This window comes from Pelomicrobium sp. (genome assembly GCF_036803785.1).
Classification (GTDB): Bacteria; Pseudomonadota; Gammaproteobacteria; order Burkholderiales; family UBA6910; genus Pelomicrobium.
The window spans coordinates 19,531-43,538 of the sequence record NZ_DAIRTR010000006.1; the positions used below are offsets into that span (position 1 = coordinate 19,531).

Here is a 24,008-nt window from a genome sequence, read left to right on the forward strand (position 1 = left end):
CACCAGGTCTCAAGGCTATCCCATGTCCTCGTTCCCGCCCTCCGCCACCGGGACCGAACCCTTCTTCCACGCACCCGAGCCCTCCGCCCGCGCCGCGAAGGCGATTTTCGCCATCGGCGTCGCCTTCTCGGCCTACCAGGTCTTCACCGCCGCCTACGCCCCCTTGTCGAGCCTCGTCATGCGCTCGCTGCACGTGGGCTTCCTCACGCTCCTGACGTTCGCCCTGTATCCCAGCTTCAAGCGAGGCGGGCGGCGCGACGCCTGGATCGGCTGGGCGCTGGGCATCACCGGTTTCGTCCTGGGCCTGTATCAATGGGTCTTCGAAGAAGAACTGATCCTGCGCTCCGGGGACCTCACCTGGCAGGACATGATCGTGGGCGTGGCAGTGCTCGCGCTGGTGTTCGAAGCGGCACGGCGCGTCATGGGGCCGGCCCTCCCCCTCATCTGCGCCGCCTTTCTCGCCTACGCCCTCTTCGGCCACCACCTGCCCGGGGCCCTGGCCCACCGCGGTTACGGCCTCGATCAGGTGATCAATCAGCTCTCCTTCGGTACGGAGGGCATCTATGGAATCCCCACCTACGTCTCGTCCACTTACATCTTTCTCTTCATCCTGTTCGGCACCTTTCTGGAACAGGCGGGAATGATCAAGCTGTTTACCGACTTTTCCATGGGCACCGTGGGCCATACCCGGGGCGGGCCCGCCAAAGTGGCAGTGGTGGCCTCGGGGCTCATGGGCACCATCAACGGCTCGGGAGTGGCCAACGTGGTGACCACCGGCCAGTTCACCATCCCGCTCATGAAGCGCTTCGGCTATCGGCCCGAGTTCGCCGGCGGCGTGGAGGCCACCGCCAGCATGGGGGGACAGATCATGCCCCCGGTGATGGGAGCGGTCGCTTTCATCATGGCGGAGACCATCGGCGTGCCCTACGTGGAGATCGTCAAGGCGGCCATCATTCCGGCACTGCTCTATTTCGCCACCGCTTTCTGGATGGTGCATCTGGAAGCGGGGCGCCTGGGCCTGCTGGGATTGCCTAAAGAAGAGTGCCCAAATGCCTGGGCCGCGGTGCGCGCCGGCTGGCACCTGGTACTGCCCCTGGTCGTGCTGGTCTATCTCCTCTTCTCCGGCTACACGCCTCTTTTCTCCGGCACCGTGGGGCTCGCCCTCACCGTGATCCTCATCTTCGGCACGGCCGTGGCGGCGCGCATCGGCCCCCTTGGATTGCGCGTCCTCTTTTGGGTATTGCTGGGAGTGTTGTCCTCGGCCTTCTTCGAGTACGGCATCACCGCGGTGTTCGCCGTCATTGGGCTGCTCGTGGCGATCAACCTGTTCGTGCGGGGCGGGCGGGAGGTGCTCCGACTCGCCGTCCACGGCCTGGCCGAGGGGGCCAAGCACGCCCTTTCGGTGGGCGTCGCCTGCGCCCTAGTGGGGGTCATCATCGGCGTGCTGACCCTGACCGGCGCCGCCACCACCTTCGCCGGCTACATCATCCGCCTGGGAGAGCACAACCTGATGCTGTCCCTGGTGCTCACTATGTTCACCTGCCTGGTGCTGGGCATGGGCATTCCCACCATTCCCAACTACATCATCACCAGTTCCTTGGCCGCCCCGGCGTTGCTGGAATTGGGCGTGCCTCTGATCGTATCCCACATGTTCGTGTTCTATTTCGGCATCATGGCGGATCTCACGCCCCCGGTGGCCCTGGCCGCTTACGCGGCGGCCCCCATCGCCCGCACCTCGGGGCTCAAGATCGGCGTTCAGGCGATGCGGGTGGCCATCGCTGGCTTCGTCGTCCCCTACATGGCGGTGTACGCCCCAGCCCTCATGCTCCAGGGCGGAGACGCGGTGGACATCCTCTATATCGTCCTCAAGGCCCTGCTCTCCATCGGCCTGTGGGGCGCGGCGAGCATCGGTTATCTGTGGGCGCCCTTCGCCTGGCCGGAGCGGATCCTGGCCGCCTCCGGGGCCTTCTTCCTGGTGGTGGCCTTGCCCATCACCGACGAAATCGGCTTCGGGCTCTGCGCCCTCACCTTGCTCCTCCACGGCTGGCGGGCGCGCAAGGCCCGGGCCGCCCGCACAGCCTGACCCGGCGCGCTGGGCGAGCCGGGTGTAGAATGAATTTCGTCCCCGCCGTGCATCCGTGCTTCGGAGTCCCCCATGAAACGCGACCCCTCTGCCACCCAACCCGTTTTCCAGTGGGACGACCCGTTACTTCTCGAGGACCAACTCTCGGAAGAGGAGCGTATGGTGCGGAACGCCGCCCGGGACTACTGCCAGGCGAAGCTCATGCCCCGGGTGCTGGAGGCGAACCGCCACGAGCGCTTCGATCGGGAGATCCTGAAGGAGATGGGGGCCCTGGGCTTTCTCGGCGCCACACTGGAGGGCTACGGCTGCGCCGGAGTAAACCACGTGTGCTATGGCCTGATCGCCCGGGAAGTGGAACGGGTGGATTCAGGCTACCGCTCCGCCATGAGCGTCCAGTCCAGCCTGGTGATGTACCCGATCCACGCCTACGGAACCGAGGCCCAGAGGCAGAAATACTTGCCGCGCCTCGCCACGGGAGCGCTCGTGGGCTGCTTCGGCCTTACCGAGCCCAACCACGGCTCCGATCCCGGGAGCATGGAGAGCCGGGCAAGAAAGGTTCAAGGAGGCTACAGGCTTCGCGGCGCGAAGACCTGGATCACCAACGCCCCCATCGCCGACCTGTTCATCGTCTGGGCCAAGGACGACGGGAAAGAGATCCGCGGCTTCATTTTGGAGAAGGGAATGCAAGGGCTTTTCGCTCCCAAGATCGAAGGCAAGTTCTCCTTGCGCGCTTCTGTCACCGGCGAGATCGTCATGGACGATGTCTACGTGCCGGAAGAGAACCTGCTTCCCGGCGCGAAGGGCCTGAAGGCTCCCTTCAGCTGCCTCAACAAGGCCCGCTACGGCATCGCCTGGGGCGCCCTGGGGGCGGCCGAGTTCTGCTGGCACGCGGCCCGCAACTACACCCTGGAGCGCAAGCAGTTCGGCCGACCCCTGGCCGCCAACCAGCTCATCCAAAAGAAACTGGCCGACATGCAGACCGAGATCGCCCTGGGACTGCAAGCGGTGCTGCGGCTGGGCCGCCTCATGGACGAGGGCCGCGCCACACCGGAGATGGTCTCCATGCTCAAGCGCAACTCCTGCGGCAAGGCCCTGGAGATCGCGCGCCTCGCCCGGGACATGCACGGCGGCAACGGCATCAGTGACGAGTACCATGTGATCCGTCACATGATGAACTTGGAGGCGGTGAATACCTACGAAGGCACCCACGACATCCACGCCTTGATTCTGGGCCGCGCCCAGACGGGGATTGCGGCCTTCAGCGCATGACGTGGCCGGCCTCCCCTTTCCATGGGCGCGTCTTCGATTTCTCCTGCGTCCTCGCCCACCCTTGGGCGAGCCAAGTACTCGCCGGCCTGGGCGCGGCGGTGGCGGTGCCCGCCGCCTTCGCCCAGCGCGGTGCCCTGATTCCCATGATTGCCGAAACGATGGCCTCGCGCTGCGCTGGCGAATGGCGCGCCCTGCTGGAGCCCGCAGGCATTTGCTGCGGTTCCATCAACCGCCTGGATCAGGTGTTCCGCTATTCCGGGGAGTCCACGGCGGCATGACCGTATTCCTGTCCCCCTATGCAGTGGGATCGCTCCTCTGGCGGCGAATCCGCTGCCCATCTCCCATATCCCGACGGAATACCAGCGCTCGTCCCCGGACTCGGGACAGGACACCCAGGCAGTGTTCGAGTCGCGACTGAACATGGGCGGCGAAGAAGTGGCGGCGCTTCGTCGGCGCGGCCTCGTTTGAAGGGCACGCGATGGAGGATCCCACCCCCTACCGACGCGCGGCCCAGGCGGCTCCGGCCGGTAGCGAGCCCGGACAGGGGCTGGCCACAGGGGCGCTGGCCGCCCTCTGCCTGGTCTGGGGATACAACTGGATCATCATGAAGGCCGCGACCGGGTATGCGGGCCCCTTCGACTTCGCCGCCTTGCGCTCTGCGCTCGGCACTTTTTTCCTGTTCGCGGCCCTCCTTCTCCTGGGCCGCCGGCTCAAGCCGCCACCCCTCGCCCCCACCGTACTGCTGGGCTTTCTTCAGACGGCCGGGTTCACCGGCCTATCCCAGTGGGCCCTGGTGGCGGGAGGCGCCGGCAGGACCGCGGTCCTCGCCTACACCATGCCGTTCTGGACCCTGCTCCTTGCTGCCTGGCTGCTCGACGAGCGCATCCGCGGCATACAGTGGCTGGCGGTGGTCCTGGCCCTCACCGGGCTGATCCTGGTCCTGGAACCGTGGCACCTCCAGGCCACCCCGGGAAGCGGCCTGCTCGCCGTGGGCTCGGGGCTGGCCTGGGCCGGCGGCGCCATCGTCGCGAAGCGCATCCAGACCCAGCAGCGCACCGATTCCCTGGTCCTCACCGCCTGGCAGATGCTCTTCGGCAGCCTCCTGCTGGCAGTTCTGGCCCTGGCCGTGCCCCAGCCGCCGGTGCGATGGACCGGCGCTTTCCTCACCCTTCTCCTCTATATCTCCCTGGTGGGCACCGCGGCCGCCTGGGTTGCCTGGATCTTCGTGCTGAAGCGCCTGCCCGCCGGCACCGCCAGCCTGGGCATCCTGGCTGTGCCGGTGATCGGGGTGCTCGCCTCTGCCTGGCAGTTGGGCGAGCGCCCCAGCGGGCCGGTGCTCTGGGGCATGGTCTCCATCGTGGGAGCCCTCGCACTCCTTACCCTGCACGGGCTAGGCTACGGGCCAGGTGGAAGAGGGGACCGGAGAGGGTCACCACCAGGACAAAACGAACCACGTGGAACGCGGTAACCACCGGCACGGCCAGGTGCAGCACCTTGGCCGTGACGCACATTTCCGCGATTCCCCCAGGTGCAGCCGCCAGAATCATGGCAGGCAGCCCCAGCCCCGAGTGTTCCGCTAGGACGATCCCCAGCGCGGCCGCGAGGACCAGCGCTACCGCCACGCTCACCAGCAGCGCCAGGGCAAAGCGGGGGGCGGCTCGCAGGAAATCTGGCGCGAAGCGCTCCCCTAGGGCGATTCCGATCAGAAGCTGGCCCAGCGCCGATAGCCATCCCGGAATGGCTGAAAGGTGCACCCCTGCCAGGGTCAGTCCAACGCTCAGGCTGAGGGGGCCCATCACCCAGGCGTTCGGTACCCGGGCACGCTGGGCGAGCAGGGCGGCTGCGAACGCGCCCACGAGCAGCAGGGCCAAGCCTTCAGGCCGGACCGCGGAAGGGCCCGGCGCGTAGGGGTCCGATCCCATGACGCCGGCGGCCGCGAGCCCCCCCGGCACGATCACCACCACCAGCAGGATGCGCACGGAATGGGCGAGCGCCACATGGGGCACGGAGGCGCCGTAGCGCCGTCCCAACACCGCCATCTCGGCGGCACCGCCGGGCACGCTGGCGAAGAAGGCGGTGGCGGCGTCCACCCCGGCCAGGCGAGACAGCACCCGGGCGCAGACCCCGCCAATGCCGATGGCGGCGAGCCCTAGTGCCACCATCCAGCCCCCGTAGATCAGCACTTGACGGCCCACTTCGGGCGTGAAGTACAGCCCCAGTGCCACGCCGATTACCAGCTGGCCCGCGTGGCGGCCCCCCGGCGCAAGCGCGAGGGGGACATGGCACCACCGGGCCACTGCCATGGCGGTCAGAGGGCCCAGCATCCAAGGCAGGGGAATGCGGGCGGCTTCGCACAGGGCGCCTGCGATCACGCCCAAGACCAGGGCCCCGCCGATTTCCATCGCCCGCCCTGCACGGCGGCTCATGGTGCGCCCCTCCCAGAGCATCGCTCTGGAGGACGGAACTGCAGCGGCTTCGGACTGCCCACGGGAGCGTGGATCCTGCCGGGGAAGGGAACACGGGTCGACACGGGCGATGCTGCAGCGCAAAGTGGCGCTGGGCAGTATACCCTACCCTTTCTCGTCACAACGCCGCCGCTACCCCTGTCATGGCCCTCGTTCCGGGCCTCCCGAGGCGGCAGGCGAGGGGACGCTGGGCAAGTGTATGATTCGGACTGGGGTATCGATCTGACACGACGATGAGTCCCTCTCCCGCCGTCCGTGATGCGCTGCTCAACCTCGGGGTTGCAGCCGCCTACTTCGGTCTGGCGGAGCTTGCCAAAGCCTTGCTTTCGGCCCCCCTGCCGGCCTCCACCGTCTGGCCCGCCGCCGGGCTGGCGCTCGCCGCGGTGGCCCATTTCGGTGTCAAGCTCCTGCCCGGCGTGTTCGCCGGGGCGCTCGCCGCTGGCCTGGGCGCGGGCGTCTCCCTCGGCACGTCGGTGGCCTTCGCCGCCGCGGCCGCCCTCGCCCCGGCCGTGGGCGGTCAGCTGCTCCGCAGCTACGGCTTGACCAGGGCTCCCATCAAGCGGCCGGAGAGCGTGATGGTCTTCCTTGCTGTCACGGTGGCCGTGGCGGCGATCCCCGCCGCCGCCGGAACATTGGCGCTCGCCGTCTTCGACCCCGAGTACCTCAGTTTTATGGCGCCCCTGTGGGCCGTCTGGTGGATGGGAGAGGCGATGGGCATCTTGGGGGTCACCCCCTTGCTGCTCGCGGGAACGCAAGCGCTGCAACCCCGGCTCACGCCCCGCCATGCCGTGGAGGCGACGGCCCTGCTCGTCGCCCAGGTCATCCTCACGGCCGCCGCCTTCGACGGGGGCATCGCCGAACAAGGCGCCGCCATCGCCCTCGCCTCCTTCGTCTTTCCCCTCATGGCCTGGTCGGCCTTGCGGCTGCCACCCCCTTTCGCCCACCTGGGCGCAGTCCTGGCGGCGGCCGCGGCCGTCTGGGGCACGTCCCAAGGAACGGGACCCTTCGCCACCGAGCCCGTCTGGCTAGGGCTCACCTACCTGAACGTTCCAGTCGCCGCGTTGCTCCTCATGTGCCAGCTTCTGGCCGCCACGAGCCTCCAGCGTCGGGAGTCCCTAGACGCGCTGGCTCGCTCCGAGGAGAAGTTCCGCGCTCTGGTGCAGAACTCCAAAGACATCATCACCATCCACGACCCCGATGGCAGGACCCTGTATGAGTCTCCCTCGGCCGAGCGCATCCTGGGCTACGGTCCCGGCGGGCTTATCGGCAAGAATCCCTTCAGCATCATCCATCCCCGGGAAGCGGATGCGGCCCGGGATGCCTTCCAGCGCCTGGTAAAAAGCCGCGACGCGGAGTTCTCCATGGAGCTACGCTACCGCAAGGCCGACGGGACCTGGATCTACCTGGAAACGGTGGGGGTGAACCGGCTCCATTATCCGGGAATCAATGGCATCGTGCTCACCTCCCGAGACATCACCGAACGCAAGCTCGCCGAGCAGGCGCTCAAAACGAGCGAGCAACGCTACATGCTCGCCATGGAAGGGGCAAGCGACGGCATGTGGGAGATCGACACCGTGACCAAGGCCCTGTACGTCTCCCCGCGGCTCTGTTCCATGCTGGGTTACCCGGAAGGGACGCTCACCACCCTGGCGGCGTGGGAAGGCCTCATCCATCCGGAGGATCAGAAAGCTTACCGCCGGGCACTGCGGGAGCATCTGAACGGCACGAGCCCCCACCTCGAGTGCGAATTTCGCATGCGGAGCGCCGAAGGCGAGTACCGCTGGGTGTTCTGCCGCGGCAAGGCAGCCCGGGACAGGTACGGCAAGGCGCTGCGCATGGCGGGCTCCGTGATCGATATTACCGAGCGCAAGCGGGCAGAGGCGCGCATCGAGCACCTCGCCACCCGCGATCCCCTGACCGCCTTGCCCAACCGCGTATTGCTCCACGACCGCCTGCAGCAGCACATCATCGGCTGCCAGCGCAGCGGCACCTCCCTCGCGCTGCTGTTTATCGACCTCGACCGATTCAAAACCATCAACGATTCCCTGGGCCATCACGTGGGCGACGAGCTGCTCAAGCAGGTGGCCCAGCGGTTGGAGAAGTGTGTGCGCCGCGACGACACCCTGGCGCGGCTCGGCGGGGACGAGTTCGTGGTGGTGCTCGCCGGCATCCGGGAGGAAACCGACGCGGCCCAGGTGGCGCAAAAGCTGCTGCGTAGCCTGGCCGAGCCCTATTTCATCCAGGGCCGGCAACTGGCTACCACCGCTTCCATCGGCATCGCCATCCACCCTTTCGACGGGCAGGACATCGCCTCCCTGATGAAGAATGCCGACACGGCCATGTACCACGCCAAGGAGCGGGGCAGAAACACCTACCAGTTCTTCTCCAGCGACATGACCGCACGGGCGCTGCAGCGGCTGACGGTGGAAAACGATCTGCGGCAGGCCCTCGAGCGCCACGAGCTGGTCCTTCACTTCCAGCCCCAGGTCAACGTGATGACCGGCGAGGTGGAGGGGGCCGAGGCCCTGCTACGCTGGCGGCATCCGGAAAAAGGGTTGGTGCTGCCCACCCGCTTCATCCAGATCGCCGAGGAGACCGGCTTGATCGTACCGATCGGCGAATGGGTGTTGCAGGCGGCCTGCGCCCAGTGCAAGGCGTGGAGCCTGGCGGGTTATCCGCGCCTTAAAGTGGCGGTAAACCTGTCCGCTGGCCAGTTCGTCCGCCACGCGGACCTGGTGCGTGCCGTGACCCGGGCACTGCGGGACACCCAGCTCGATGCCGGCCAGCTTGAGCTGGAAATCACCGAAAGCCTGCTGGTGCAAAACGCGGAGGAGCACGTGGCCACGCTCCAGAAGCTGGGCAGGCTGGGCACCTCCATTTCGGTGGACGACTTCGGCACCGGCTACTCCAGTCTCTCGTATCTGAAGCGGCTACCCATCGACGCGCTTAAGATCGACCGCTCCTTCGTGCGGGACCTGGAAGCGGACCCGGACGATGCCGCCATCGTGCGGGCCGTCATGGCCCTGGCCCGCAGCCTGCGGCTCAAGGTAGTGGCGGAAGGGGTGGAAACCCAAGGCCAACTCGAAGTGCTGCGGCGGCTGGAGTGCGATTTTTACCAGGGCTATCTCTTCAGCCGACCCTTACCGGCGGCCGAGTTCGAAGCGCGCTTCCTGCGGCCCATCCCCCTGCCGTTCGTGGCCGACCGGGGCGCGTGAGCTTTGCCGTCCTCCTGCCGTAGCGGAGGCGGGTGACAGAAGACAAGACGGGGTATCATCCCGGACAGAAAGAAAAAGCCGCCGGCCCCTCGCCGGCGGGGGAAGGAGATCCATTGCGGGGAGAAACGGCACCCATCGCCGCAGCCGCCAGGCGGGCGGCCACCGGTCTTGGCCTCGCGGCCACGGCCGCCCTGCTCGGCTGGGTCGGGTTCGCCACCCTCTACGTCCACGGCCCTCTTCCCACCCTGTAGCTGCCCTCCGGTCTGGGGCTGGGAGCAGTCCTGCTTTTCGGTGCCTGGAGCACCGCGGCCATTTTCGCGGGAACCCTCGCGGTCTTCGCCGCCGCAGGCATGGTGCCGGGCGCCGCCCTGACGCTGGCTGGGGGCGAGGCCGCGGCGGCCCTCGCCGGGGCCGCCGTGCTGGCCCGCATGCCCGGATTCGACCGCCGCCTCACCCGCTTGAAAGACGTACTGCGCCTCGCCGGCCCGGGCGCCGCCGCGAGCGCCCTGGTGGCGGCCACGGTCGCGGCACCGGCCTGTTACGGGTTCGGCTTGATCGAGCCGCAAGAGGTGGCCGGCGTGTGGGGCCTGGTGCTCGCCTCCCACGTGGTCGGCATCCTGGTGCTGACCCCGGCGCTCCTCGGCTGGGGAGCCCGCCCACCGCGACTCCGAGGCATGCGGGCGCTGGAGCTCGTCTGCGCCGCGGCGGCCGCGGGCATCATCGCCTATACCCTGTACTGCGGCGCGTTTGCGCCCCTGGTGAACCGGGGCGTCACGGGAATCCTCCTGTTTCCCCTCCTCGTCTGGGGGGCGCTGCGGTTCAAACCGACGGGCGCGGCCGTGGTGAGCCTGGCGGTGGCCATTGGCGCGGTCGCGGGCACGGTCTTCGACGGCCCGTTACCCGGCATGGAGGTGCCGGAACATTCCTTGACCCTGCTCGTTTTCTTCGCCGCCGTCTCCGTCACCACCCTCACCTTCTCGAGCCTCTACGCCCAGCAGCTCGCGGCCGAACAGGCGCTACGCCAGGGCGAAGAGCGCTTTCGCCGGCTGACCGAACTCTCGGCCGATTGGTACTGGGAGCAGGACGAGGCCTTGCGCTTCACCTCCCTCTCGGGCGGCATCGCCGCGACCGGCCGGCGGCCGGAAGAGTATCTGGGAAAGACCTACCGGGAGCTGCCCTTCCTGCGGCTTGGCCCAGAGGAAGCAGACCGACATCAAGCGCTGCTGGCAGCCCGCCAGCCGTTTCGCCACCTGGTCATGGAAAGCGCCGACCACCAGGGCAGTATCCACTATGTCTCCATCAGTGGCGAGCCGGTGTTCGATGGAGAGGGCCGCTTCCGCGGCTACCGAGGCACCGGAAGTGATGTGACCGCCCGCGTCCTGGCGGAGCGGGCGCTGCGTCAGCGGGAAGCCCAGCTTCGCCTGATTGCCGAGAACGTGCCGGCCATGATCGCCCACCTAGACGCCGACTTGCGCTACCGCTTTGCCAACCAGCGCTACGCTGGCCTCTTCGGCTGGTTCGCCGACCAGATAGTCGGACGCCATCACCGAGAGGTGATCGGCGAGGAGGCCTACGCCCGAGTCGAGCCCCACTTCCTACGCGTGCTGACCGGCGAGAGCGTGAGCTACACCCGTGTCCTCCCTTCGGAAGGGGTGGAGCGGGAGATCGAAGTGACCCTGGTCCCGGACGCCCCCGATGGACAGAAGGTGATCGGCATCTATGTCATGGCCACCGATATCACCGCTCGCAAGCAGGCCGAGCAGGCCCTCAAGGAAAGCGAGCAGCGCTACCGTGCCCTGGTGGAAGTAAGTCCGGATGCCGTCTTGATTTCTCGGGAGGGGGTGATCGAGTTCATCAACCGCGCCGGCCTCGCCTTGCTGGGCGCCGCTCGTCCCGAGGAGGTAATCGGGCGCAGGCTTCTCGACTTCATTCATCCCAAGGACCACGGGGTGGTGGCCGAGCGCATCGCAGCGGTGAAGGCGGGCCTCGGCGTGCCGCCCCTGGAGGAGACCTACCTGCGCCTCGACGGCACCCCGGTGCCGGTGGAAGCGGTGGCCTCCGCCCTGGTGGACGAACGGGGGTTCGCCATCCAGTCCATTGCTCGGGACGTGAGCGAGCGGCAGGCCGCTCAAGCGGAGCTACGCCGCAAGGAGACGCTTCTGCGGGCCGCCATCGGCAACGCGCCCCTCATCCTCTTCGCCCTGGACCGGGAGGGCCGGTTCACTTTTTCTGACGGGAAAGCGCTGGACGCCCTGGGCCTGAAACCCGGACAGGTGGTAGGGCAAACGGTGTGGGTGCTCTATGCCAATTACCCCGAAATCCTCGACGCCATGCGCCGCGTGCTGGACGGGGAGGCGCTCACCTACGAGATTCAGGTGGAGGGCCGCCACTTCGAGGTCCACTGCGCCCCCGCCCGCGGCGACGCCGGGGAGGTGAACGGTGTCATCGGCCTCGCCGTGGACATTACCGAGCGCAAGCGGGCAGAGGCGCGTATCGAGCAGCTCGCCACCCGTGACCCCTTGACGGGCCTTCCCAACCGCTTGCTGCTACAGGACCGGGTGACCCACTGCCTGGCCCAGGCGCGCCGCCGTCAGCGCAGGGTGGCGCTCCTGTTCATCGATCTGGACCGATTCAAGACCATCAACGACTCCCTCGGCCACCACGTGGGCGACCTCCTCCTCAAGGAAGTGGCAAACCGCCTGTCGGGCAGCCTGCGGGCCTCGGACACCCTGTCTCGGCTCGGCGGTGACGAGTTCTTGGTGGTGCTCCCGGATCTGCGCCACGGCCAGGACGCGGCCCGGGTGGCCGAAAAGCTCCTCGACCTCTTGAGCGGCTCCTTCCTCATCGAGGGACACACCCTCAACACCTCGTGCAGCATCGGCATCAGTGTATTCCCCGATGACGGAGAGGATCTTTCCACGCTCATGAAAAACGCCGACACCGCCATGTACCACGCCAAAGAGCAGGGCCGGAACAACTACCAGTTCTTCTCCAAGGAAATGATGGCACGGGCGATGCGGCGCCTGAGCATGGAAAGCGCCCTGCGAGGCGCCGCGCAGCGGGGAGAATTCGCCCTCCATTACCAGCCCCAGGTGGCGATCCGGGACGGGGCGGTGGTGGGGGCCGAAGCCTTGATCCGCTGGCGGCATCCGATGCGGGGGCTGGTGCTCCCCGCCGAGTTCATCCCGGTGGCCGAAGAAACGGGTCTGATCCGTCCCATCGGTGACTGGGCCATGGCTGCCGTGGCGGCCCAGGTGGCCCAATGGGAACAGGCGGGTTTGCCGGTGCCCCGGATCGCTGTAAATCTGTCCCGCGCCCAGCTGCGACCCGATCTGCCGGACGCCTTAGCGCGGCTCCTCGCGCACTCCGCCATCGCACCCCAGCGCCTGGAGCTGGAAATCACCGAAAGCCTGCTCATGCAAAACGTGGACGAGGCGGTGGCGGTGCTCAAGCGCATCGAAGCGCTGGGGGTACGCATCGCCATCGACGACTTCGGCACCGGGTACTCGTCCCTCGCCGTGCTCGCGCGGCTGCCCATCGACGCGATCAAGATCGACCGGGCCTTCGTCCAGGACATCGAAGTGAATTGCAACGCCCGAGCGGTGGCGAGCGCCATCATCGCCATGGCCCACAGCCTGCGCCTCACCGTGCTGGCCGAAGGTGTGGAGCGGGCGGAAACGCTGGCCACCCTGGCAGAGCTAGGCTGTGACGAATACCAGGGTTACCTGCGCAGCCCGCCCCTTGCCGCCGAAGAATTCGCGCTCCGATTCCTGATCCCCGCCCATGACCCGTCGTCACGGGCAATGGAACGTTAACTGTCGCATCCGAAAAGACGGGCTGCCGGGTGCGCTTGAACGCGCCGACTTCCGCGCCAAGCATGCGCGTCCGAGCCGCCATGAGCCGGTCGTCCACCACCCATAAACGAAACGATTCCATCCTTATTCCGCGGACACCCGTGGCCGTTCACGGCCTGGTCGCCGATCGACGGACGGGCGCGAACTAGACGGGCCGGGTACGGGCGGACGGTGGCAAGCCCCGGCGCATGAGTTGCAGCCCGGCCACCAGCCCCAACAACGCCAGGGCCGGCAGGAACATCCATTCCTTGGGCGGCCGCTCGACCGGCAGCTCCAGGTGAGTGATGCGAAAACCTTGTTCGATTCCCAGCTTTTCCGCCCGGCTACCGAACTGCACTTGGATCACCTGAAACGATGTCCCGTCGGCGTCAGGAATCACCCGCACGCCCGCAGCCGCGAGCCGCTCCCGCGCCGGCCCCGGCCCTCCCAAAGGTAGCAGCACCCCCTTGCTCACCGCCTTCCCTTCCAGGGTCGTGCCCTCGATCCACACCCGCAGCCCGGCCCCGGCCGGCTGCTTCTCCACTACCTGCAAGAGCTGGCTGCCGGGTACCTCCTCGTACGGAGGATAGAGCATGTCCCAGAAGAACCCGGGCCGGAACAGGACGAACGTGACGAGCAGCAGCAGCGCCGACTCGTAAAGCCGGTTGCGGGTGAGGAACCATCCCTGGGAGGCAGCGGCGAACATGAGGTTGGCTAGGACGGCGCTTCCGACGGTGAGGAAGAGCTGCCACCAACTGGTGATGCCAATGAGCAGCAACTGGGTGTTGAAGATGAACATGAAGGGCAGGATCGCCGTGCGGATGCTGTAGCCGAAGGCGGTGACGCCGGTGCGGATGGGATCACAGCGAGCGATTCCCGCCGCGGCATAGGAGGCGAGCCCCACTGGCGGAGTCACGTCCGCCATCAGGCCGAAATAGAACACGAAGAGGTGCACCGCAATTAAAGGCACCAGCAGGCCCTGCTGAGCCCCCAGCTCCACCACCACCGGCGCCATCAGGGTGGACACCACGATGTAGTTGGCGGTGGTGGGCAGGCCCATTCCCAGGATCAGGCAAATGACCGCCACCAGGAAGAGCATCAAGAGCAGATTGCCGCCGGAGAGGATCTCCACGAACTCGGTCATCACTAGCCCGATGCCGGTCAAGGTCACGGTGCCCACGATGATGCCGGCCGACGCCGTAGCGATGCCGATACTCACCATGTTGCGTGCGCCGTTCTCCAGACCCCGGACCAGCTCGCGCAAGCCCTGGAGCGCCGCTGCTGCGTACCGCCCCTCGCCGCGGAAGAACGCCTGGATCGGCCGCTGGGTCAGCAGGATGAAGATCATGAAGGACGTAGCCCAGAAGGCGGAAAGCCCGGGCGAAAGATGCTCCACCATCAGGCACCAGATGAGCACCACCACCGCCAGCAGATAATGGAGGCCGGTCTTGAGGGTCGGCCCGGGCTCCGGTAGCTCTTCCAGCGGCGCGTTGGGATCGTCCAGGGTGAGGGGCGGAAAGCGGCAGCCGTACCACAGCAACCCCAGGTAGACCGCTGTCATGAGAAGCGCGATCACCAGCAGGGATGCATCCCCCGCCACGGCCTTGATCCATCCCAGGGTGTAGTAGACCACTCCTGCCAGGACGATCAACCCCGCGACGGTCATGGCGAAGGCGAGGGTCCGCTGGAGGAAGCTGGACTGGGTGCGCCGCGGCAGTCCCTGGATGTCCGCCTTGCACGCCTCCAGGTGCACGATGTAGAAAAGGGCGATGTAGGAGATCACCGCTGGCAGGAAAGCGTGCTTGATCACGTCGGTGTAGGGAATGCCCACGTATTCCACCATGAGGAAGGCCGCGGCCCCCATGACGGGCGGCATGATCTGACCGTCCACCGACGCGGCCACCTCCACCGCTCCCGCCTTGTCCGGGCGATAGCCCACCCGCTTCATCAGGGGAATGGTGAAGGTGCCGGTGGTCACCACGTTGGCGATGGAGGAGCCGGAGATCACCCCCGTCGCCGCGGAAGCTACCACCGCTGCCTTGGCGGGCCCGCCCCGCAGGTGGCCAAGCAGGGAAATGGCGGACTTGATGAAATAGTTGCCCGCGCCCGCCGTCTCCAGCAGGGAGCCGAAAAGCACGAACAGGAAGATGAAGCTGGTGGACACGCCCAGCGCCACCCCGAACACGCCTTCGGTGGTGAGCCACAGGTGGGACATGGCCTTTTCCAGGGAGGCCCCTTTGTGGGCGATGGCGGCAGGCATATAGGGCCCGGCGAAAATGTAGCCGATAAAGACGAGGGCCAGGATCACCAGGGGTAGCCCCAGGGTGCGGCGGGCCGCTTCCAGCAAGAGGGCGAGCCCGATGACTGCCACTACCAAGTCCTGGAGGATGGGTATGCCGGGCCGGGTGGCGAGCTCCCGGTAGAAGAGAAAGATGTAGAGCGCACCGAAGGCACCGGCCAGGGCCAGGACCCAGTCCACGGCGGGGACATACCGGCGCGGCGATCCCCTGAACGCAGGATAGGCGAGGAACGCCAGGAACACGGCGATCGCCAGGTGGATGGAACGGGCCTCGGTGTCGTTGAGCACGCCGAAACCCAGCGCGAAGGGCAATGGCGAAGCGTACCAGAGCTGGAACAGGGACCAGCCGAGCGCCACCGCGAAGAGGACCTTGGCGGTGAGGCCCGTGGGCTTGCGCCCACCGGTGTCGGTCTCGGCCACGAGGGCTTTGAGCTCCTCTTCGCTCAACCCTTTTTGCCGATTCTGCGCTGCGGCCATCGCCCTCTCCTTGGTCAGCCGGCAAAAACAAGGGGCCGCTACGCGCCGAGCTGCGGCCCCTTGGGGTTTTTCAAGAAACGTCCTTCGGTCAGACTACATCCAGCCCTTTTCCTTGTAATAGCGCACGGCGCCGTCGTGCAAGGGTGCCGACAAGCCGTCCTTGACCATGCGCTTGGGATCCAGGTTAGCGAGAGCCGGGTGCAGCTTCTTGAACTCCTCGAAGTTGTCGAACACCGCCTTCACCACCTGGTACACCACATCCGCCGGTACCTTGCTGGAGGTAACCAGGGTCGCCAGTACCCCGTAGGTGGGAACGGGGTCGGGATTGTTGTTATACAGCCCTCCGGGGATCTCCACCTTCGCATAGTAGGGGTTCTCTTTCACCAGCTTGTCCACCGCCGGGCCGGTGAGGGGCACCAGCTTGGCGCCGCAAGTAGTGGTGGGATCCTGGATGTTGGCTGAGGGATGGCCCACGGCGTAGAAGAAGCCGTCGATTTTGTTGTCGCACAGGGCCGGGCCATGCTCATCGGCTTTCAGCTCCGAGGCCAGGGAGAAGTCGGAAAGCTTCCAGCCCAGGGCGTTCAGCAGCTCCTCCATGGAGGCGCGGGTTCCCGAGCCCGGGTTGCCCACATTGAAGCGCTTGCCTTTCAGGTCCTCGAAGCGCTTGGCGTTCAATTCCTTGCGCGCCACCACGGTCATGGGCTCCGGATGAAGGGAAAACACCGCACGCAGCTCCTTCATGGGGCCCGCTTCCTTGAACACCTTGTCGCCGTGCCAAGCGTGGTACTGCCAGTCGGACTGGGCCACCCCGAAATCCAGCTCACCGGCGCGGATGGTGTTGATGTTGTAGACCGAGCCGCCAGTGGACTCCACCGAGCAGCGGATGCCATGCTTCTGCCGGTCCTTGTTCACCAGGCGGCAGATGGCTCCACCCGCGGCGTAGTACACTCCCGTGACCCCGCCCGTGCCGATGGTGATGAACTTCTGCTGGGCCGACGCCGACGCCGGCCCCAGGCCCAGGGCGCCCGCGAGCAAGGCCGCTCCCAGGAGCGGCAGTGTCTTCGCGCTAGATGTCCTTATGGTCTTTTCCTCCGTGTGACGACTGTCGTCGATGATCCTTCCCGCCAGGGGACGCGCTCGGGTACGCGCCGCTGGCGCTCGCCTTGCGGCCGGACGGCCTGCCATGACGCCAGGATGGAAGCGCCGGGAACGGGTTCTCGGCAGCTCTGAGTGTACCACGTGCCCCCCGAGTGGCACACGGGGGACGGATCAGAAGGCCTCTCCTCCTCCGAAACCCCTCACTCCCGGAGCCCCGGCCTGCATCCGAGTCTCGCCGCACGCCGCCAGGGCGGCCTCCAGGGCCTCGGCCAGCCGGTCGACGATCTGGGCCACGTGAGGAGCGTCGATGATGAAGGGTGGTGCGAGAAGCACGTGATCACCCTGCTTGCCGTCCACGGTCCCTCCCATGGGGTAGCAGGCGAGGCCCCGCGCCATGGCCTCTCGCTTGACCGCGGCGTGGAGCTTGAGCGCCGGATCGAACGGCCGCTTGCTCGCCCGCTCTTGCACCAGCTCCAGCCCGAGGAGTAGCCCGCGGCCGCGGATATCGCCCACGTGGGGATGGTCGCCCAGATGCTGCACCAGCGCGGAGCGCAGCGCCTCCCCCTGGCGGCGCACGTTGCCGAGCAGATCCTCTTCCCGGATCACCTGCAGCACCGCCAGGGCAGCGGCGCAAGCGATGGGATGCCCCATGTAGGTGTGACCGTGCTGGAAAAAGCCCGTACCGTCCCGGATCGCCTCGAAGAGGGGCTGGCGCACCATCACCGCACCGATGGGCTGATAGCCCCCCGCGAGCCCCTTGGCGAGGGCGATCAGGTCCGGAACGACCCCCTCCTGCTCGCAGGCAAAGAGGGTGCCGGTGCGTCCCATGCCGCACATGACTTCGTCCAGGATCAGCAGAATGCCGTAGCGGTCGGTCAGCTCACGGACGCGCCGAAAGTAGCCCGGCACCGGCGGCACGGCTCCCAGCGTCGCCCCCACCACCGGCTCGGCCACGAAGCCGATCACCGTGTCGGGGCCCAGGCGCAAGATCTCCTGCTCGAGCTCCGCTATTAGTCGGTCACAATACTCGGCGTCGCTCTCCCCCTCGTGCCTGCCCCGATAGGCGTAACAAGGGGAAACGTGGGAGACTTCGATCAGGAGCGGCCCGAATTGGGCCCGCCGCCACAGGTTTCCCCCCACCGAGAGGGCCCCCAGGGTGTTGCCGTGGTAGCTCTGGCGTCGGGCGATGAAGTGGCGCCTTTGGGGCTCGCCGATTTCAAGAAAGTATTGGCGGCCCAGCTTGAGGGCTGCCTCCACCGCCTCCGAGCCCCCCGAAACGAAATACACCCGGGTGAGGTCCCCGGGGGCCGCTTCGGCAAGCCAGTCGGCAAGGCGTTCCATGGGCTCGTGGGTAAAGAAGGAAGTATGGGCGTAGGCGAGGCGCCGTGCCTGTTCCTCGATCGCCCGAATGACAACGGGATGGCCATGGCCCAGGCAGGAAACGGCGGCACCGCTGGAAGCGTCCAGGTAACGTCGGCCCTGAGCGTCCAGTAAATAAGGCCCCTCCCCACCCACCACCATGGGAGGATCCACCCGGGCGTTGCGGTGAAAGACATGGCTCATGGCTTCGCTGTGACGGCGTGGATGGCAAAAGGAGATAATTCCAGGGAAGAAGGAGGCAAATTACGTTCCTCCCTCTAGCGGCTCGGAAGCCCAGCCGGGAGGCACGAACCGCTCCCGAGGAGGAACAGGGGGCGGCAGCCCCCGCGCCGCCCAACGAAACAGCAGCCGCAGCGCGCCGTTGGACCCCGCGCAGACGGAGGTGAGCGTGACCGTGGCCCGCACCGTGCCGCGGGAGATCTTGACCTGGTCCCCCCGGTGGAAGGCCAGGCGCCGCCTGAGGTTCGCCAAAGTGAGCACCGCCATACCCAGGGCCCACAGACAGAAGCGCCGGATGCCTTGCTCGCGTTTGGGGATGAGCAGGGTGTAATCGAGGGCCCGCTCCAGATGCCAGCGGGCCACGCCGATCAGGTGTTCCATGCCCCGCCGGAAGCCCGCCTCCCCCGGCGTCAGGGAACCGAGGTCGCAGCCTCGCTCTTCGAACACGGCGCGGGGCAGCCAGCAGGCGCCTCGGGAGCGGTCCTCCCACACGTCCTTGAGGATGTTGGTCATCTGGAGTCCCTGGCCGAAAGATAGGGCGAGCCACTGCAGCGCTTGCCGCCGCGGCGCGAGCTCCGGGATTCGCTGACAGAAGAGCTCGGTGAGCATCTCCCCTACCACGCCCGCCACGCAATAACAGTAACCTTCCAGGTCTGCTAGGGTCTCCAGGCCCTGAGGGCCGCCCTTTGCCTGGAAGTGCGCCATGCCCTCTGTCATCAGCTGCACGCAGCGTTCGATGGCCGCCCGCTGGGGCGCTTCGAAAGCATGGGCGATGGCCACCACCCGGGCCGTGTGCGCCACCAGGTCCCGTTCCGCCGGGGACGCTCGAGGCGACAGGCGGGCGCACAACTCGGCCGCAAAGGCTTCGCCGGATTCCCGGCCCTCCACCACCCGGCAGAAGCGGCGCAGGAAGCGCTGCTTCTCCTCCACCGGCAGATGGGGATCGTCCTCCACCGTATCGGCGATGCGGCACAGGAGATAGGCATTGCCCACCACGATGCGCAACCACGCCGGCAATTCCGGAATGGTGAGGGCGAAGGTGCGAGAGACGCCGGCGAGGATGTGGTCTTGATACCGGAGGTCGGAGGCTGGGATGGACATGGCTCGCGGGCGCTTGGGAAAACGGCCCAACCCGGAAAGCGGGACCGCCAAGCCGCAAGTATAGTCGCCCTTGTTCCCGGAAGACCACCGCGCCGGGCGCACCGTCGCGGGTAACCCGGCTAAAATGGCTTTCGTCAAGATCCCACGCCATGAGCCACGATACCTGGATCCATCGCTGCGTGCGCCTCGGGGTGCGTCCCCTGACGGCAACACCGGTGGCGCCCAACCACCTGACCACGCTGCGGCTGCTGACCGGTCTAGGCGCAAGCCTCCTGCTCGCGGTCGGCGGCGCCGCGGCCCTGGGCTGGGCAGCCGGGCTGTTTCTGCTCTCCCTGCTGCTCGATCGGGCCGACGGCGAGCTGGCGCGGCTTTCCGGAAAACAAAGTCCCTTCGGCCATCGATACGATCTGGTGGCCGACGGTGTGTGCAACAGCCTGGCCTTCGTGGGGCTGGGCTTTGGGCTCAGGACAGGGGCCCTCGGCCCGTGGGCTGTTTTCATGGGGATGCTGGCTGGCCTGGCGATCGCGGCGATGTTTCATCTCTTATGGCGCCTGGAACGAGTCGCTGCAAACGCTCCCTCCCTGGGCAGCGTTGCCGGTTTCGATCCCGACGACGCGCTGCTTTTGGTCCCGGTTCTGCTCTGGCTCGGACTGGCCGAATATCTGCTGGTCGCCGCGGCAGCGGCCGCCCCGGCGTGCGCCGTGATCCTGTACCGGACGCTTCCCCGCCACCGCCCTGCCGGGCGCGGCGGACATCCTCGAGGCGATTCCGTCCAGGGACCATGATCCAGCCCCTCACCCACGACCAGGTAGAACGCTTCCGCCGGGACGGGTTTCTAATCGTCCGCGGCATGTACGGGCCCAAGGCCATGGCGCGCATCGCCGCCTGGACCGCGCAGATCGCCGGCTACCCGGAGATTGCGGGCAAGTACATGATGTATTTCGAGGCGAGTCGCCTGGAGCCGAGCGAGCGCCTGCTTAACCGCATTGAGAATTTCTGCCCCTACCACGCCGGCTTCGACGCCCTGCTCAATGGGCCCGGGCTGCGGGACGCGGTGGCCCAGCTGTTCGGCGCCCCGGCGGTGCTGTTCAAGGACAAGATCAACTTCAAGCTCCCAGGCGGGGACGGCTTCACTCCCCATCAGGACGTGCAAGCGGGTTGGGATCGTTACGCGAGCCTCCATATCACCGCCCTGGTGAGCATCGACGCCGCCACCCGGGACAACGGCTGCCTAGAGCTGGTGGCGGGGCGCCACCGGGAAGGCCTGCTGGGCCCCCATTGGGCGCCGCTGCCGCAGGAGGTGGTGGAGACGTTGGATTTCGTGCCCTGCGAAACCGCACCGGGGGACGTGGTGTTCTTCGATTCCTATACCCCCCACCGCTCCGCCCCAAACGTAAGCCCGCGGCCCCGGCGAGTGTTGTACGTGACCTACAACCGCTTGGAGGAGGGCGATCACCGGGCGCGCTACTACGCCGACAAGCGCAAGAGTTATCCGCCCGACTGCGAGCGCGAGCCGGGCAAGGAGTATGTGTTCCGTGTCTGAGGCCTGCCGTTGCTGCCGCGCCGGCGCCGCGCGCTGCATCCGCCGATGTCGGCTCCCCAAGCCCTGATTCTCGCGGCCGGACGGGGAACGCGGCTTGCGGGCGACCCGCGAAACGGACTGCTTCCCAAGTGCCTCCTGCGTTTCGGGGGGCGCAGCCTGCTCGAGCGCCATCTGCGCCTGCTGGAGCAAACCGGCGTGGGGGAAGTTTGCATCGCAGTGGGTTACGGGGCGGAACGGGTCCGGGAGGAGCTGGCACGCCTGGATTCGGGAACGAGGGTGGCGATGGTGTTTAATCCCGACTATGACCTGGGTAGTATCGTGACCGTGTGGTACGCTCGGGCTTGGTTGCTGGCGGGACGAGAGACCCTGCTCATGGATGGGGACGTCCTGTACGACGGACGGATGCTTGCGCGCCTGCTCCACTCACGCCATGCCGACTGCTTGCTTATGGATCGGCACTTCGAGCCCGGGGAAGAGCCGGTTAAGGTGTGCCTACGCGCGAGCTGCATCGTGGAATTCGGCAAGCGCATCGCCCCGGGAGTCGCGTTCGACCGGTGGGGCGAGTCCGTGGGATTCTTCCGTCTGTCGGCGCAGACCTGCCGGGCCCTTGCCATGCGGGCGGTCGCCTACCGGGAGACGGGACGAGGCATGGCGCCCCATGAAGAGGCGCTGCGCGATTTGATGCTGGGAGAGCCGGGGCGCTTCGGCGTGGAGGATGTGACCGGGCTGCCCTGGATCGAGATCGATTTCCCTGAGGACGTGCAGCGCGCGCGGGCGGAGATCCTGCCGCGGCTAGAATCCTGACGGCCTTCCACCATCCCATCCATTCGTCATGGACAGGCACCCGTCCCCTACCCCCAAGACCGCCGCGCTCCGGGCGCTGCTCGCCTCCCCCGAGCTGGAATTCCTGATGGAGGCTCATAATGGCCTGAGTGCCCGCATCGTGGAAGAGGCCGGCTTCAAGGGCATCTGGGCGAGTGGACTCACTCTTTCGGCCCAGTTCGGCGTGCGCGACAACAACGAGGCGAGCTGGACTCAGATAGTGGACATGGTGGAATTCATGGCCGATGCCACCCGCATCCCGATCCTCATGGACGGGGATACAGGCTACGGCGACTTTAACAGCATGCGCCGCCTGGTGAAGAAACTGGAAAGCCGCGGCATCGCCGGGGTGTGCATCGAGGACAAGCTCTTTCCCAAGATGAACAGCCTGATCGAAGGGCCCCGCCAGCCGCTCGCGGACGTGGCCGAGTTCCAGGGCAAGATTCGCGCCGGCAAGGACAGCCAGAGCGATCCGGACTTCGTCATCGTGGCGCGGGTGGAGGCGCTGATCGCCGGCTGGGGCCTGGGAGAGGCGCTGCGCCGGGCCGAGGCCTACCACGCCGCCGGCGCCGATGCCATTCTGATCCACAGCAGGAAAAGCCGCGCCGACGAGATCCTGGCCTTCGCCCGGGAGTGGGCCGGACGCTCACCCCTCTTGATCGTGCCCACCACCTACTACAGCACCCCCACCGATGTCTTCCGCGCCGCCGGAGTGAGCGTGCTGATCTGGGCCAACCACACCCTGCGGGCGGCGATCTCCGCCATGCAGGCCCTCGCCCGGGAGCTCCACGCCACTGAAACGCTGGTGAACGTGGAGGACCGGATCGCGCCGGTGAGCGAAATCTTCCGCCTGCAGCGCGCCGACGAGCTGCTGGCGGCGCAACGCCAGTACGCCGCGCCCCGGGAGCGAACCACCGCCGCGGTGGTGCTGGCGGCAAGCCGCGGAGAGGGACTGAGGGAGTTGACCGAGGACCGCCCCAAGGCCATGCTGCCGGTGGCCGGCCGCCCCCTCCTGCGCCGGCTGGTGGACGAATTCAAAAAGCAGGGCATCGATGCCGTCACCGTGGTGGCCGGCTACCAGGCCCGCTCCATCGACCTGCCGGACATCGAAGTGGTGGAGAACCCTGGACACGCCGAAAGCGGCGAACTCGCCTCCCTCGCCTGCGCCCGCAAGGCCATCGGCGAGGATACGGTGGTGAGCTACGGTGATCTCTTGTTCCGCAGCTACATCCTGCGGGACCTGCTGGAGAGCGCGGGCGAGCTGGTGGTGGTGGTGGACTCTTCGCCGATACCGGAGAAGCGGGGACAGCAGCGGGATCTCGCCTATTGCTCGGCCCCCGACGACCATGCCCTGTTCCCCCAGGATGTAAAGCTTCTGCGGGTGGACGCCCAGCCACGGCCGGAGGCGGACGCGCCGAGCGGTCGCTGGATTGGCATGCTGCGGGTGCGAGGTCGCGGGCGTTCGTGGCTGCTCCAGGCGCTGGACGCCCTGGCGCAAAGGCCCGATTTTTGCCGGCTGGGGTTGCCGGACCTCCTCAATTGCCTGATCGCAATGGGGCACCCGATCCAGGTCCTTTACGTGAGCGGCCATTGGCTCGACGTGAACGATCCGGAGGATTTGCGCCGGGCGGTGGATTTTGCCTACGGAAACCCCGCCCTCCCGGGCTCCAGGGAGGCCGTCCCGTGATCGAGGCAGCGGAATTCGTGCGCCAGGCGGCGGCCCTCGGTTACCGCTGGTACGCCGGCGTGCCCTGTTCCTTCCTGGCGGCCCTGGTCAACGCGGCGAGCGCGGACCCGGCCCTCCTTTATGTCTCGGCGGCGAACGAAGGCGACGCAGTGGCCGCGGCAGCGGGAGCTTGGCTCGGCGGACGGGCGAGTGTCGCCCTGATGCAAAACTCAGGGCTCGGCAACGCCGTAAACCCCCTTACCTCCCTCAACGCGGTGTTGCGCATTCCCGTGCTGCTCCTCGTCACCCTGCGGGGCGAGCCGGGAATCGCCGACGAGCCCCAGCATGCCCTGATGGGGCGCATCACCACCGCGCTGCTGGACGCGATGGAGATCCCTTGGGCCCGCCTCCCCGATTCCTCTGAAGCCTTGGGGCCCGCCCTGGCGAAAGCCCACGGGGTCATGGAAGAAACCGAGCGCCCCTACGCGCTGCTCGTGCCCAAGGGCAGCTTTTCCCCTTCTGCCTCATCCCCCCCTCG

General features: G+C 67.2%; 17 protein-coding genes. 12 read left to right on the top strand and 5 right to left on the bottom strand.

What is annotated here, in order from left to right:
* Window positions 1-22: 22 nt before the first annotated feature.
* From V7Q81_RS01500 to V7Q81_RS01515, 4 genes are all read left to right on the top strand, one after another.
* Window positions 23-2,083, top strand: coding sequence for a TRAP transporter permease (locus V7Q81_RS01500; RefSeq protein ID WP_333839675.1), 2,061 nt, complete (start codon window positions 23-25; stop codon window positions 2,081-2,083).
* A 72-nt stretch (window positions 2,084-2,155) separates the two neighbouring features.
* Window positions 2,156-3,352, top strand: coding sequence for an acyl-CoA dehydrogenase (locus tag V7Q81_RS01505; protein WP_333839677.1), 1,197 nt, complete (start codon window positions 2,156-2,158; stop codon window positions 3,350-3,352).
* Window positions 3,349-3,630, top strand: coding sequence for a hypothetical protein (locus V7Q81_RS01510; protein ID WP_333839679.1), 282 nt, complete (start codon window positions 3,349-3,351; stop codon window positions 3,628-3,630). Before V7Q81_RS01505 ends, V7Q81_RS01510 begins: the two co-directional genes overlap by 4 nt.
* A gap of 200 nt (window positions 3,631-3,830) precedes the next feature.
* Complete coding sequence (locus V7Q81_RS01515) at window positions 3,831-4,820, top strand: DMT family transporter (protein WP_333839681.1); 990 nt, start codon at window positions 3,831-3,833, stop codon at window positions 4,818-4,820.
* On the opposite strand, the gene V7Q81_RS01520 is transcribed toward V7Q81_RS01515, so the two are convergent.
* Window positions 4,729-5,778: an AbrB family transcriptional regulator gene (locus V7Q81_RS01520; protein WP_333839683.1), complete on the bottom strand. Its 1,050-nt coding sequence runs from the start codon at window positions 5,776-5,778 to the stop codon at window positions 4,729-4,731. The genes V7Q81_RS01515 and V7Q81_RS01520 overlap by 92 nt on opposite strands.
* A 272-nt stretch (window positions 5,779-6,050) precedes the next feature.
* Here V7Q81_RS01520 and V7Q81_RS01525 point away from each other — a divergent pair, with 272 nt between their 5' ends.
* From V7Q81_RS01525 to V7Q81_RS01535, 3 genes are read left to right on the top strand one after another with little or no spacing between them, the layout of a single operon-like run.
* Window positions 6,051-9,032: a bifunctional diguanylate cyclase/phosphodiesterase gene (locus V7Q81_RS01525; protein ID WP_333839685.1), complete on the top strand. Its 2,982-nt coding sequence runs from the start codon at window positions 6,051-6,053 to the stop codon at window positions 9,030-9,032.
* A gap of 32 nt (window positions 9,033-9,064) precedes the next feature.
* Entirely contained in the window at window positions 9,065-9,283 is a 219-nt protein-coding gene (locus tag V7Q81_RS01530) for a hypothetical protein (protein WP_333839687.1), read from the top strand.
* Window positions 9,284-9,295: 12 nt separating this feature from the next.
* Entirely contained in the window at window positions 9,296-12,847 is a 3,552-nt protein-coding gene (locus V7Q81_RS01535) for a bifunctional diguanylate cyclase/phosphodiesterase (protein WP_333839708.1), read from the top strand.
* Between the two features lie 184 nt (window positions 12,848-13,031).
* On the opposite strand, the gene V7Q81_RS01540 is transcribed toward V7Q81_RS01535, so the two are convergent.
* From V7Q81_RS01540 to V7Q81_RS01555, 4 genes are all read right to left on the bottom strand, one after another.
* On the bottom strand, window positions 13,032-15,641 hold the full coding sequence (locus V7Q81_RS01540) for a TRAP transporter permease (protein ID WP_333839689.1): 2,610 nt from the start codon (window positions 15,639-15,641) through the stop codon (window positions 13,032-13,034).
* Window positions 15,642-15,734: 93 nt separating this feature from the next.
* Window positions 15,735-16,697: a TAXI family TRAP transporter solute-binding subunit gene (locus V7Q81_RS01545; RefSeq protein ID WP_442954729.1), complete on the bottom strand. Its 963-nt coding sequence runs from the start codon at window positions 16,695-16,697 to the stop codon at window positions 15,735-15,737.
* 213 nt (window positions 16,698-16,910) lie between these two features.
* Window positions 16,911-18,302 carry an aspartate aminotransferase family protein gene (locus V7Q81_RS01550; RefSeq protein ID WP_333839692.1) on the bottom strand — a complete coding sequence of 464 codons (1,392 nt, stop codon included), beginning with the start codon at window positions 18,300-18,302 and terminating at the stop codon, window positions 16,911-16,913.
* A gap of 60 nt (window positions 18,303-18,362) precedes the next feature.
* Complete coding sequence (locus tag V7Q81_RS01555; protein WP_333839694.1) at window positions 18,363-19,439, bottom strand: phytoene/squalene synthase family protein; 1,077 nt, start codon at window positions 19,437-19,439, stop codon at window positions 18,363-18,365.
* 149 nt (window positions 19,440-19,588) lie between these two features.
* Here V7Q81_RS01555 and V7Q81_RS01560 point away from each other — a divergent pair, with 149 nt between their 5' ends.
* The 5 genes from V7Q81_RS01560 to V7Q81_RS01580 all read left to right on the top strand — a co-directional run.
* Window positions 19,589-20,224, top strand: coding sequence for a CDP-alcohol phosphatidyltransferase family protein (locus V7Q81_RS01560; protein ID WP_333839696.1), 636 nt, complete (start codon window positions 19,589-19,591; stop codon window positions 20,222-20,224).
* Window positions 20,221-20,982 carry a phytanoyl-CoA dioxygenase family protein gene (locus V7Q81_RS01565; RefSeq protein ID WP_333839698.1) on the top strand — a complete coding sequence of 254 codons (762 nt, stop codon included), beginning with the start codon at window positions 20,221-20,223 and terminating at the stop codon, window positions 20,980-20,982. The genes V7Q81_RS01560 and V7Q81_RS01565 overlap by 4 nt, the downstream gene beginning before the upstream one ends.
* Before the next feature lie 45 nt (window positions 20,983-21,027).
* Complete coding sequence (locus V7Q81_RS01570; RefSeq protein WP_333839700.1) at window positions 21,028-21,786, top strand: phosphocholine cytidylyltransferase family protein; 759 nt, start codon at window positions 21,028-21,030, stop codon at window positions 21,784-21,786.
* A gap of 28 nt (window positions 21,787-21,814) precedes the next feature.
* Window positions 21,815-23,491: a phosphoenolpyruvate mutase gene (gene aepX, locus V7Q81_RS01575; RefSeq protein ID WP_333839702.1), complete on the top strand. Its 1,677-nt coding sequence runs from the start codon at window positions 21,815-21,817 to the stop codon at window positions 23,489-23,491.
* Window positions 23,488-24,008, top strand: a 521-nt coding sequence (locus V7Q81_RS01580) for a thiamine pyrophosphate-binding protein (RefSeq protein WP_333839704.1), incomplete at its 3' end; no start/stop codon positions are given. The genes aepX and V7Q81_RS01580, both read left to right, overlap by 4 nt.

Excerpts from the sequence above, each read along its gene's own strand:
- V7Q81_RS01570 (WP_333839700.1), top strand. The coding sequence starts at position 21,028 with ATGTCGGCTCCCCAAGCCCTGATTCTCGCGGCCGGACGGGGAACGCGG.
- V7Q81_RS01555 (WP_333839694.1), bottom strand. The coding sequence starts at position 19,439 with ATGTCCATCCCAGCCTCCGACCTCCGGTATCAAGACCACATCCTCGCC.
- V7Q81_RS01525 (WP_333839685.1), top strand. The coding sequence starts at position 6,051 with ATGAGTCCCTCTCCCGCCGTCCGTGATGCGCTGCTCAACCTCGGGGTT.
- V7Q81_RS01565 (WP_333839698.1), top strand. The coding sequence starts at position 20,221 with ATGATCCAGCCCCTCACCCACGACCAGGTAGAACGCTTCCGCCGGGAC.
- V7Q81_RS01560 (WP_333839696.1), top strand. The coding sequence starts at position 19,589 with ATGAGCCACGATACCTGGATCCATCGCTGCGTGCGCCTCGGGGTGCGT.
- V7Q81_RS01510 (WP_333839679.1), top strand. The coding sequence starts at position 3,349 with ATGACGTGGCCGGCCTCCCCTTTCCATGGGCGCGTCTTCGATTTCTCC.
- aepX (WP_333839702.1), top strand. The coding sequence starts at position 21,815 with ATGGACAGGCACCCGTCCCCTACCCCCAAGACCGCCGCGCTCCGGGCG.
- V7Q81_RS01520 (WP_333839683.1), bottom strand. The coding sequence starts at position 5,778 with ATGAGCCGCCGTGCAGGGCGGGCGATGGAAATCGGCGGGGCCCTGGTC.
- V7Q81_RS01550 (WP_333839692.1), bottom strand. The coding sequence starts at position 18,302 with ATGAGCCATGTCTTTCACCGCAACGCCCGGGTGGATCCTCCCATGGTG.
- V7Q81_RS01500 (WP_333839675.1), top strand. The coding sequence starts at position 23 with ATGTCCTCGTTCCCGCCCTCCGCCACCGGGACCGAACCCTTCTTCCAC.
- V7Q81_RS01515 (WP_333839681.1), top strand. The coding sequence starts at position 3,831 with ATGGAGGATCCCACCCCCTACCGACGCGCGGCCCAGGCGGCTCCGGCC.
- V7Q81_RS01505 (WP_333839677.1), top strand. The coding sequence starts at position 2,156 with ATGAAACGCGACCCCTCTGCCACCCAACCCGTTTTCCAGTGGGACGAC.
- V7Q81_RS01540 (WP_333839689.1), bottom strand. The coding sequence starts at position 15,641 with ATGGCCGCAGCGCAGAATCGGCAAAAAGGGTTGAGCGAAGAGGAGCTC.